Origin of the sequence: Paenibacillus sp. J23TS9 (assembly GCF_018403225.1) — a bacterium.
Taxonomy (GTDB): Bacteria; Bacillota; Bacilli; order Paenibacillales; family Paenibacillaceae; genus Paenibacillus_AQ.
Map to the genome: position 1 here is coordinate 12,969 of NZ_BOSG01000003.1, position 11,845 is coordinate 24,813.

General features: G+C 48.8%; 9 protein-coding genes and 1 pseudogene. 2 read left to right on the top strand and 8 right to left on the bottom strand.

Translation table 11 applies throughout. From position 1 onward, the window contains the following. Positions 1–98: 98 nt before the first annotated feature. The 5 genes from rfbD to KJS65_RS18700 form a co-directional block, all read right to left on the bottom strand. Positions 99–971 (bottom strand): dTDP-4-dehydrorhamnose reductase, encoded by an 873-nt coding sequence (gene rfbD, locus KJS65_RS18680; protein WP_213651400.1) that lies wholly within the window; start codon positions 969–971, stop codon positions 99–101. Beyond that, positions 971–1,990, bottom strand: a complete 1,020-nt coding sequence (gene rfbB, locus KJS65_RS18685) for a dTDP-glucose 4,6-dehydratase (protein WP_213651401.1) — start codon at positions 1,988–1,990, stop codon at positions 971–973. The genes rfbD and rfbB overlap by 1 nt, the downstream gene beginning before the upstream one ends. Positions 1,991–2,005: 15 nt before the next feature. Then, positions 2,006–2,554 (bottom strand): dTDP-4-dehydrorhamnose 3,5-epimerase, encoded by a 549-nt coding sequence (gene rfbC, locus KJS65_RS18690; protein ID WP_213651865.1) that lies wholly within the window; start codon positions 2,552–2,554, stop codon positions 2,006–2,008. A gap of 29 nt (positions 2,555–2,583) precedes the next feature. Further along, entirely contained in the window at positions 2,584–3,327 is a 744-nt protein-coding gene (locus tag KJS65_RS18695) for a sugar phosphate nucleotidyltransferase (RefSeq protein WP_213651402.1), read from the bottom strand. Between the two features lie 339 nt (positions 3,328–3,666). Next, positions 3,667–6,180 (bottom strand): U32 family peptidase, encoded by a 2,514-nt coding sequence (locus tag KJS65_RS18700; RefSeq protein ID WP_213651403.1) that lies wholly within the window; start codon positions 6,178–6,180, stop codon positions 3,667–3,669. 274 nt (positions 6,181–6,454) lie between these two features. On the opposite strand from KJS65_RS18700, the gene KJS65_RS18705 reads away from it, so the two are divergent. Both KJS65_RS18705 and KJS65_RS18710 read left to right on the top strand, forming a co-directional pair. Further along, positions 6,455–6,733 carry an ArsR/SmtB family transcription factor gene (locus KJS65_RS18705; protein ID WP_213651404.1) on the top strand — a complete coding sequence of 93 codons (279 nt, stop codon included), beginning with the start codon at positions 6,455–6,457 and terminating at the stop codon, positions 6,731–6,733. A gap of 70 nt (positions 6,734–6,803) precedes the next feature. Then, a pseudogene (locus KJS65_RS18710) lies at positions 6,804–7,981 on the top strand (MFS transporter). Between the two features lie 70 nt (positions 7,982–8,051). Here the strand turns inward: KJS65_RS18710 and KJS65_RS18715 are convergent. The 3 genes from KJS65_RS18715 to KJS65_RS18725 all read right to left on the bottom strand — a co-directional run bounded on the left by KJS65_RS18715 (position 8,052) and on the right by KJS65_RS18725 (position 11,633). Further along, on the bottom strand, positions 8,052–10,007 hold the full coding sequence (locus KJS65_RS18715; protein ID WP_244864640.1) for a copper amine oxidase N-terminal domain-containing protein: 1,956 nt from the start codon (positions 10,005–10,007) through the stop codon (positions 8,052–8,054). Continuing rightward, a complete protein-coding gene (locus KJS65_RS18720) occupies positions 10,007–11,143 on the bottom strand; it encodes a S1C family serine protease (RefSeq protein ID WP_213651405.1) in 1,137 nt (378 codons plus the stop codon). Before KJS65_RS18720 ends, KJS65_RS18715 begins: the two co-directional genes overlap by 1 nt. 280 nt (positions 11,144–11,423) lie before the next feature. After that, the gene (locus KJS65_RS18725) at positions 11,424–11,633 is read right to left on the bottom strand and encodes a hypothetical protein (protein WP_136607087.1); all 210 of its coding nucleotides are present in this window, start codon (positions 11,631–11,633) and stop codon (positions 11,424–11,426) included. Positions 11,634–11,845: the final 212 nt, after the last annotated feature.

Genomic DNA, 11,845 nt, shown 5'->3' on the forward strand with positions numbered 1-11,845 from the left:
TGGGGTCAAACGAGGAGAAATATGGGGATAGGCATGGCGAAGCTCTTTCATATGAAAATAAAAAAATCTCCCGTATATCAGGAGACCTCTCAAAATTGTTATTCAGAGACTGGTTTATTAAGCAAGTGAATGAAATCCTTGAGTCCTGCACGCCAATGCCTCAGATCATGAAAACCATTGGTCCTGATCGACACATGATCCATGACTGAATTAGCCGGACGCTGGGCAGGCCGTGGAAATTGCGCTGTTGTGCATGGCTCGAGCTGAGCAGCGATCGTAAGCCCAACTTGTTGAGCTTCCTCAAAAATAGCCTGAGCAAACTCAAACCAAGTGCATTCCCCGCGGTTCGATGCGTGGTAGATCCCGTATTTCTCCGTCTGGATCAGCTCCAGCAGAAATCCCGCCAAATCCATCGTATAGGTAGGGGATCCCTTTTGGTCATGAACCACTTGGACAAGCGGTTTTTCCTGACCTAAGCGAAGCATCGTCTTCACAAAATTATTCCCGTGCATGCCATATACCCATGATGTCCGGACGATAAAGTAACGGGAAGACAGGGTCTGCGCCAGCAGTTCGCCCGCTCTCTTGGATTTACCATACACGCCCTGCGGATCTGTGTTGTCATACTCCCTGTAGGGAAGCATGGATTGACCGTCGAAAACATAATCCGTACTGATATAGACCAGCTTGGCTCCCGCCTTCTCAGCAGCAACAGCTATATTCCTTGTTCCGTCCGCATTGACCTGGTAGGCCTTGTCGATGTCGTCTTCGGCAGCGTCCACAGCTGTAAAGGCGGCACAATGAATGACAACATCCAGATGAAAGGCTGCCATCATTCGCATGCATTGCTCCTGGCTGGTGATATCAAGCTCGGTACGGCCGCAGGCTTGAACCTCATGCCCTTTCTGAAGCAATAGAAGGACCATATCCTTCCCTAATTGTCCGTTCGCCCCCGTCACTAAAACCTTCATTACGCATCCCCTAACCGTTCACCGTATTGCTTGGCATAATAGGATTTATATTCTCCAGACTGAATGCGGGTCCACCAATCCTTGTGATGGAGATACCACTGGATGGTTTCCTTAATTCCTGTCTCAAAATGATGCTTCGGCTTCCAGCCCAGCTCCTGAGTTATCTTGGCAGGATCAATTCCGTAGCGGCGATCATGTCCGGGGCGGTCCTGTACATACGTAATGAGAGATTCCGGCTTGCCCAGCTCCTGAAGTATCGTCTTTACGATATGGATATTGGTGCGCTCGTTATTGCCCCCAATGTTGTACACTTCCCCGATGCGGCCGTTATGGATAACAAGATCGATCGCGCTGCAATGATCCTCGACATAGAGCCAATCCCGGATATTTAGTCCATCGCCATAGATAGGCAAAGGTTCATCGTTTAAGGCGCGGGAGATGATAAGCGGTATTAATTTTTCAGGAAACTGGTAAGGTCCATAATTATTCGAACAGCGCGTGATATTTACCGGCATACCAAAGGTTTCGTAATAGGCACGAACCATGAAGTCTCCTCCGGCCTTACTTGCCGAGTACGGACTGTTGGGGGCGAGCGGTGTTTCCTCTGTGAAAAGTCCGGCATCACCCAAAGAGCCGTATACCTCATCCGTAGATACTTGAACGTATTTGGTCACGCCATATTTTTTGGCAGCATCCAGCAGTACTTGTGTACCGAGCACATTCGTTTTTACAAATATATCCGGTTCCAAAATGCTCCGATCGACATGGGATTCAGCAGCGAAATTCACCACCACGTCAATGCCTTGCTGAAACAACAGATCGATGCCTTGCGCATCCGTAATATCTGTTTTGGAAAAGGAATAATTCGGGTTGTTCGAAGCAGTCTTCAAATTCTCCAGATTACCCGCATACGTAAGCGAGTCCACATTGATGATCTTATAATTCGGGTGACGCTGAAGCATGTATAAAATAAAATTACTGCCGATAAAACCGGCACCGCCGGTAACAAGTAGTCTCATGACAGAAGCGGCCTCCTAATCGAAATTCAGTTCCGCATCCTTCAGAAGCGGGTGACGCTGATCTTTATCCGAAAGAATCGGACTGGAAGCGGGCCAATCGATTCCCAGCGCAGGGTCGTTCCATAATATGCCGCGATCATTCTCGGGGGAATAATATTCGTCCACTTTGTACAACACTTGGGTGTTTGGAACGAGCGTGCATAGCCCGTGAGCAAATCCTTTTGGAACCAGGAGCTGACGATGATTATATTCGCTTAAAATGACCCCGACCCATTGACCAAAAGTAGATGAGCTTCTGCGGACATCAACAATGACATCATAGATGGCTCCCCTGACAACACGCACGACTTTAGTCTGTGCCTTCGGATTAAGCTGGTAATGCAGACCGCGAATCACGCCCGGCTCCGCAGATAAGGACTGATTGTCCTGTATGAATTGGAGTGTTATTCCCTGCTGCTTCAGATCAGCCTCATTGTAGCTTTCCATGAAGAAACCCCGGTTATCTCCATGGACAGCCGGTTCGAGCAGGCAAGCGCCTTTTAAAGGTAAAGACGTGACTTTCAACATTTTTCGGCTCCTCCTCCATCGTTTCGTTACAATTTGAATTTGCCAAATTCCTCGCTAAACATGATTTCCTGCGCTAATTCATTCGCCCGGGACCACGAGGCATGAGTACCCGCGTCCGTCCACCAGCCGCGCAAAACATCAAAAGTTAACTCATTACGTTTAATATATGAATTATTTACGTCTGTGATTTCCAGTTCGCCCCGTGCGGATGGCTCTAATGTCCGGATAATATCAAATACCTGACTGTCAAACATGTAAATTCCCGTGACAGCGTATTGGCTTTTGGGCTGCTCCGGTTTTTCCTCAATAGAAAGAATACGTTCGTCTTGAAGCTCAGGCACCCCAAAACGGCAAGGATCCTGGACCTCCTGGATCAAAATCTTGGCACCGTTTTTTTGTGAACGGAACTTTTCAACGAATGGCGTAATATCATCCTCGAAGACATTGTCTCCTAAAATAACCACCATCTGATCTCCGCCCACAAACTGCTCGGACAAGCCCAAGGCCTGCGCAATGCCTCCTGCCTCATCCTGAACCTTGTATGTAAAATAAACCCCCATGTCCCGGCCGCTTCCAAGCAGGCTCACGACATCTCCCATATGCTCCTTCCCTGTGACAACCAGAATATCCGTTAGGCCAGCCTGCTTCAATTTCGATACAGAATGAAAAATCATAGGATACTTACCCACAGGAAGAAGATGTTTATTCGTCACTTTGGTTAAGGGATACAAGCGGGAACCCGTACCTCCGGCTAAAATGATTGCTTTCATAAATGCCCCCTAAATCGAATGATTAAGTGAAAATGACAAGCAAGCATACACTTGATGTAATTAGAAATGTCAGCGCTGGATGTGTTATTCGTGAAGGTCCTTGCCAATGAAGATAAGATAAGCTGGAGAAGATACTGGAGTATACGTCCTGAGGTGATTGTCTATGTTTATTCGTCGCATGGATACATCAAAAAGATACAAATTGTATCCCTTTGGTTTATTATAGCAAATAAAATTTATTTTGGAATCGGTTGGATAAATAAAAATGAAAACATGAAAGCCCCTCCTCAATCACAAATTCGTGACCAGAGGAGAGGCTCTCTAATATATCTCAATAATCTATTTCACCAGCTGCCCGCGTGTTACGCCGAGCTGGTTGGTTGCTTTCAGCGTCTTCCATACCTGCGTGCCGCTGATTTCGCCGCGCAGCGCACGTTTGTAGAGCTCGATAACCTCATGCACCTGATCCGGTGTTTCTTCGAGGAACTCAACGCGGTAATTGGATACGCCAAGCTCCATGAAATTGGTCAGGTACTCGGCACCGGACTGCTCGATGGCATTGTAGACCGTATTGCGGCAGCCTTCGTCCACCCGAACCGGGTGGGACATGCCGATCCGGTCCTGCAGGGATACCCGGTGCTCTTCGCAAGGGCGTCCGCAGTTGGTGTAGTCCGTGCCTTCGCTGAGGAAGGTGCAATACACGCAATGCTCAGTATGGAACATCGGCATATGCTGATGAATGACGATTTCCATCCGCGAGGTATCCGAGCGTCCGAGCAAATCAACCATTTGCTGGATGTTCAGGTCATAAGACGGTGTGACCGTGTCACAGCCGGCTTCCAGGAACAAATCCACCGCTTTATGGTTGGCGATGTTCAGCGAGAAGTCGCCGATCAGCTGCGGATGCTTGGCATCCGGATTCAGCATCCGTTCGCGCAGGTAGAAATACAGCGCGCCGGTGTTGCGCACCAGCACGGCATCCGGCTGGAGGCGCAGGATGTTCTTATGGATACCGTTCTCGATCGGCATATGAATGCGCGGGGTTACGAGCGCAATTCGCTTGCCGGCGGCACGAACGGTTTCCACCGCTTCCTTGAACTGCTTGATGAACTCGAAGTCGGCGTATATGAATTCGACGCCGGCTTCCAGCGCAGCCTCCACCTGCGGGAGGCTGCGGCACAGCGCGGTGAGCTTCGCCTCACCGCGTGGCACTGGCGATGCGCTATGCGCGGCATCGCTGTACACCGTTGCCGCCCGTTTCACATATACGGGCGCCTTCGGACGCTCGCCCTCAAGCAGCTCCACCGCACGGCGGCGGATGCTGTTCAGCTCGCGCATAGGCACGATGACGTCGCCCTGCAGGTCGACGTCAAGCTGCTCCAGCTGGAACAAGGTGCCGCCCAAACGGCCGAACTGCTCCTCCAGGAGTGCATAGTCCATCGGCCGTTTCTTGGCGATTTCCAGTTCCAGCTCCGAGTCCACCTGGACCGTCGTGCCTTTTTGCACATCGGTCCAAACCGTGGTCAGCAGGCCGCCGGCATGGCCGAATGCCTTCACATGCACCGGGAAAACCCGGTATGGCTTCTCCGTTTCGAAAGTTTGACGCAGGCGTTTGTCCAGCGCCGGATCATTCGTCTTCCAGATACGGTCTCCTACATGAAGCTTCTGAAGATCCACATCGCTGCGGCCAGGAACGATATCAACGATCCAGCCTTCGCCTGCTTCACCTTCGAGCTTCACGCCTTTACGGCGAAGATCATAGATACGTCCGCCTTCTTCTTTCTTGGTCGGATCTCCTGCATCAAATACGATACCGTCGCCACGCTTAAGCGGGGCTTCAATCTTGCAGACCACGCCATCACGCAAAATTTGCTCTACACGGCCGACATAGACACCACGGCTTTTCGGGAATGTTCCGTCCACCAGCTTTTTATTATTCGTGCCTTCCAGGAATCCATGCGTAAATCCGCGTGAAAAGCTCTGCTGCAGCTCACGCATTTCTTCCTCACTTGGCTTCGTCTGATCCCCTTCAAAATAACGGTCAATCGCCTTGCGGTATTTGCTCACTACATTTGCAACATATTCCGGGGTCTTCAAACGGCCTTCAATTTTGAATGAAGTGACGCCCGCTTCAATCAGTTCCGGCATCAGATCAATGGCGGCCAAATCCTTAGGGGAAAGCAAATAAGCGACGTCTCCCATCGGCTTTTGTTCGCCGTCCACCATCAGGTCATACGGCAGGCGGCAGGCCTGCGCGCATTCGCCGCGGTTTGCCGAGCGTCCGCCCCACATTTCCGAGGTCAGGCACTGACCCGAATAGGATACACACAGCGCTCCATGAACGAATACTTCCATCGGCAGCTTGGCCTGCTCGCCGATTTTTTGAATTTGCTTCAGGTTGTTTTCGCGTCCCAAAACAACGCGTTCCATGCCCCAAGGCTTCGTAAACTCCACCGCTTCCGGGGAAGTAATCGTCATTTGTGTCGATCCATGAATCGGAAAGTCCGGTGAAATCTCACGAATCAGCTTGACCAATCCCAAATCCTGAACGATGACAGCATCGACGCCTGCATCAACGCAAGCATCGATCAGTTCCTTGGCATCCTCAAGTTCGTTTTCAAACACCAAAATGTTAAACGTCAAAAAGCCCTTTACTCCATAGCTGTGCAAAAATGACATAATCTCCGGGAGCTCGGCCATCAGAAAATTGTTGGCACGTGCCCGGGCGTTAAACTTTTCCACACCGAAAAAGATGGCATCCGCTCCGTTCGCTACCGCCGCCCGCATGCAGTCCCAATCACCAGCAGGTGCCAGCAGCTCCACATCTTCCCTACGTAAATCTTTCGTGTTCATCTATATCCTCCCAAACCGGCCGCGGCCGGCTGTACTTGAATCTCTATCGTTAAAACGCAGGAATCTATAATCCCCGCCGTAACTTAACTAGTTTACCAGACATCCAGCGATCCTTCTACCTAATATAAATTGAACTAAAGGAAAGGTCTAACATCTCATTCGGTGCAGAAGTACTCTTGATGATGAGGCAAATAAGGGTTTACGAATCCATATCCTTGTGATACATTATTTCTACAAATATCGAAATATAAATTATTCAGGAGGTTCGAACCAAGTGAAAGCACCTAATGATCAGCAGCAGGCCGTGAAAATATATAAAGCGCTTGGTGAACCTACCCGTCTCAAAATCGCTCTGCTCTTGAGAGAAGAAAGCGATCAATGCTGCTCCGTCTTAGGTGACAAGCTGCAAACCGTTGCTATCTCGACTTTGTCCCACCACCTAAAGCAAATGGCAGAATCCGGACTGCTGACCTTCCGCAAAGAAGGAACCTTCATATACTATAGTTTAGACAAGGAAGTCGCTGCTAAGTACGCTCCATACCTGCTTGATTAATTTTTTTTAATTTATATTTCGATATTTTTAGAAATATAGTTTTTAACAAACATACTGGGAGAGTGGAAACATGGGAACGTGGAAAGTATATGTCCTTGCACTGATTAGTTTTTTGGTAGGAACATCTGAATATATTATTTCCGGAATTTTGGACCGGATTGCTGTGACTCTGGGTACCAGTGTAGCCGCTGCCGGCCAGCTGATCACGGTCTTTTCTCTTGCTTATGCGATTGGGACCCCTATCCTGATGGCGGCAACCGCAAAAATAGATCGGCGCAAGCTGCTGCTCTATTCGCTTGGGCTCTTTATTGTGGCGAATCTGCTCTCATTCGCATTGCCTGGGTTTGAGCTCTTTATCGCGGCCAGAATCATCATGGCTCTAGGAGCTGGCATGGTTGTCGTTACTGCGCTCAGCATTGCCGCCAAAATCGCTCCACCCGGCAAACAAGCCGGAGCTATTGCCACTGTAACGATGGGCTTTACCGCCTCGCTCATTATCGGCGTCCCGCTCGGCAGAATGATATCCACAGCATTGGGCTGGAAAGCGGTATTCCTGGCCATCGCTCTTGTCGGAGTTTGGCTATGGTTGTCATTGCCCTGTCCATTCCACGCATTAAGGGTGATGAGCCGATTCCACTGATGAAGCAGTTTGCTTTGTTAAAAAGACCGCAAGTCGCAATTGCGTTAGGAATTACATTTTTCTGGCTGGGGGGATATTCACTTGCGTATACTTACATCTCGCCTTTTTTGCTTGAAGTGACGCATTTAAATGATTCTTTGCTGAGTGCCGCGCTGCTTGTTTTCGGTATTGCCAGTTTGATTGGCTCCAAGGTTGGAGGTTACAGCGCAGACAAACGGGGAGTCCTGTTCACACTTGCTTCCGGCATGGTGCTCCATATCATTTCCCTGATTCTGCTGTCGTTTGCAGGCCATTCCGTGGTTGCCATATTTGCTATTCTAATTCTCTGGTCTTTCGCCGCCTGGTCCTCTGGGCCGACCCAGCAGTATAACTTGATTTCTCTTGCTCCCGAATCCTCGGGCGTTATGCTGAGCCTTAACCAGTCCACGATGCAGCTTGCCATGGCTGTCGGAGCGGCGGTTGGGGGACTTGTCATCGGACATGTGTCTCTGGCTTCGATCACCTGGTTTGGTGCTGCTGGTGTTATTATCGCCGTAATTGCGACGTTTGTGTTATCGGGTATAACCCCGCGACAGCCCGCGATTCAAAAGGCAGATCCAATCCATTAAATAAATTATATAATCCAATATAAAAAGCAGCTCGGATTAGCGAGCTGCTTTTTGATGATTTATTTTATGATTACGGCTGTTTGATTAAGTCGCTCTTAGACGGCGTCCATGCAAAAGATTTCAGGGTTTGCTCGAGTGCATCCTTTTGCGAAGCCGTTGCATTCGCATCATTCAGAGATGTGCTGATCGTATAGACAATATCATTCTTTTGCAGCAAAATCTGGCGCGCGCTGTATGGTATGCCATCCTTCACTTGATGCAGTGTAATCGACACGGCAGGCTCACCTGCAAATGTGATGTTTTCCGTCTTTTCCAGCTTGAGATCCTTTTGATATTTTGCCGCTTCGGTATAGTAAGATTTCAGCTGGCTGACCGCTGCCTCCAGTGAAGTGGATTTTTCAGCCGTTATGCGGAATCGTCCACCTACAAACTGATACTCAATCGGTGATTTTTCGAATTTATCCTGATTCGCCGTCCAGTATTGCGGGATATTGATTTGATATTGAAATGCCTTGGATGTCTTGGTCGTTGTCTTGGATTTGCTGATCAGGAACGCGTCCTCTTCCATCTTACCGAAGGTGTCGGAGACCACCTTGAAGTCAATATCAATGGAATTCATCAAATCCTTGAACTTGCTCAAATCACCCTTTTGATCCTCAGGTACAGTGTATTCGGTATAGTAGCGATATCCGTTATGCAGTATCATGACCTCATATTCTGTTGCCCAGCCGTCACCATAATTATATCTGACCTCATTCACAAGTCCCTTTTCACCGGAAATTTCCATTGGATATGTATTCACGATCTGATATGCATCCTGCACGAAGGATTCCTTCAGCCATGTCTTCATATCCTCGCTCCACTGCTCCAGACTCGAGCCTTTTGGAGAGGAGGACACATTCAGCTTCAGATAGCTTCCATCCTTGCTTTCGTAATACATATTCGTGTTGTCCACACTCCAGCCGGCTGGCACGTCAAGCGAAACACCGTAGTCATCGTTATATTCGCGCCACATGCCGTTTTTGACGGTGGACAAGTCCTTAACCGTTTTATCGGCAGCGTTGTAACCGGGACTGAAGGAATTCAGGAGTCCGGCGTATTTTTTGAGATCCTTATAGTTCGCAGCCTTCAGATCGGCAAAATACACTTCATACACGCGATCATTGCTATAGTACATCCGGCTTTCCCAGAACGTTCCGTCACCATCTTTAGCGATGATGCGGGCATAAGGCACCTTGGCTTGCGGGAAGCTCTCCCGGTCCACCACTATTTCTCCGGCATCCTTGGCGTCCTCTACCAGCTGTTCCAGAAGCTCGTCTGCTCCCAGCTTCACATCCTGATCCTTGGCATGTACCTCAAAATAGTAGGTATCCTCCGAATCGCTGAACGAGACAATGCTCTCATCCTGCTCTCCGCTGCCAAGAATCAAACCGCTCGGATAATTCATCGTCCATTGATAGAAGCTGTTGCCGATTTTGGTTTTACCAAGATCCGCATCAATTCCTACATCTTCATCATCCACAGCATCTTCGGACGGGGTGAGACTCACGGTAAGCGATCCGGTGCTTTCTGGAGCTATGCTCGCTCCGATCCCTTCAGCAACCAGTCTTAGTGGTACCATCAGTGTGCCGGAAACCATGGCAGGTGCAGCGTCAAGCTTCACTTTGCGTCCGTCCACCCAAGCGATATGACTGCCAATCGTCATGGAAATCGTATGCGCTCCATACATCACTTTGACCACATTGCTGTTCTCGAGCCGTACTTCACTGCCAAAGGTTCGCTTGAAGAGGCCAAGCGGTACCATCACGACTCCGTGATCACTGTAAGGCTTGATGATCTTCTCTTCTTTACCGTTCATGAAAGCCGATGTGCTGCCTGTTTTCACTTTGAATGTCAGCCTGTCCGCTGCCGCACTATCCGCCCAAGCGGGTACAGCCGCGGAGAATATTACGCTGCACGCCAGAAGCGCAGAGCCCATTTTGAGAATCGCAGTTCTCTTCATCCGTGCATGTCCCTTCTTCCCCATTAAAATTCATCTCCGGAATCGTCTGCTGGCAGATCATCGTTCTCACCGCTATCTTGTGAAAGCACAAGCTTACGAACCACGATGTCTCCATCACTCTGCATCAACAGCTTGACGGTTTGCCCCGGCATGTAAGACTTGAACATCTCGTTGATATCCACGACAGAGGTTACGCGTTTGCCATCAATGCTGTACAGGACGTCATTTTCATGAATCCCGGCCTTCCTCGCTTCATCAGAGATGACTTTGGTAATGGTTAAAGGATCATCCGTTGGCAGACCTACAATGGCGGACCAGCTTTCCTCCATATTGAGTCCAAGGCTAGGCCGCTTTACTTCTCCGTATTTAAAAAGCTGATTGATGACATACTGAACCGTCTCTGCAGGAATGGAGAAACCCATGTTTTCCACCCCTACGGCCGCGAACTTCATACTATTAATGCCCAGCACTTCACCCTTCATGTTCACCAGCGGACCTCCGCTGTTGCCTGGATTGATGGCTGTATCACTTTGAATCAAACGGTAGGAGGCATTGATCGCCCGGTTCAAACCGCTGACCACACCAACCGTTGCCGAATTGCGAAATGAAAAGGAGATGGGCGTACCGATGGCTACGACCTTTTCCCCGACCTGCGCACTTTGCGCCGACTTAGCGAATACAGCGGGTACCAGGTTCGATGCATTGATTTTGACCACTGCAAGGTCACTTGTTTCATCTACATATGTATCCGTAATTTTATATGTTTTGCCGTCCGCTGTTACAACAACTGTACTCTGCAGCCCGTTGACGACATGCGCATTCGTTACAATCCAGCCATTCGACTTGATAATGACACCCGTACCATGCGTCAGATTGTTGCGGTTTGCGGCTGCTTTATCCGCAGGATCCGTTGAACGGCCGATAATGCCGACAACCGACGGTGAGACATCCTTTATGATCTGCGGTACTGGATCCACAGGAACCTGCACTTTGGTGCTGGCCGTATTTTTCTGGTTTTTCACTGCAGCTGTCGTGGTCGCTTTTGTCTTGGCAGCCGTTTGTGTTTTCACCGCACTTTGCGCACCGGCTTCAGCAGCCCCGCCAAGCAGCATAAGACTGCAAAACAGCAAAATGACCCTCTTTTTCCCCATAGGCTTCATATGTTCACCTAGCCTTATTTTTCTATTTATACACAATACTGGGTTACACACCCTCAATCTTAGCCCACTGTAACACACATCCGGGTAACTGCACAATTGCTCCGAAGCCCTATCTTTTCGAGCTTACGAAAACATCTTTCGACGAACTTTACGAACTGCGGGAACAGGTTGTGCTCGATCTTCCGTTTGAATGCAAACAGGCAATAAAAAAAGACCCCTTGCGGCGCCGAAAGGCGTAAGGTGTCTTCATTCGTCGTATCATCAGTTTATCTGCGTCTTCCTAGCTCATCCAGTTCTGAACCATTGCGAAATCAGAAGCAAGGAATACCAGAAGGCAAACCACGCTGAATCCGATTGCAAACTTGTTCTTAACCGGTTGAGTCACGAGGCGAATCGTCCCGATGAGAATAAGCAGCGTAAACAAGATCATAAAAATATCAAAGGTATTGAATTTAGATGCAGCCGATGCAGCAGCTTCTGCAAGCAACATGATTGGACCTCCTCTATGTCTTCGCTCAATTTTACATATCTCTCTACATGTTATCCTTCCACGGGGATAGATGCAAGACTTCCCATAGAAAAAATTGAAATTGTCATAAAATTGCCTATTTTTGGATATGGTTTTTGTATCTTTTCATATAGTATTTACCCAAAACAACATAAATATGTTTAAGAATCTAACATTTATTATCATTTGAAAAA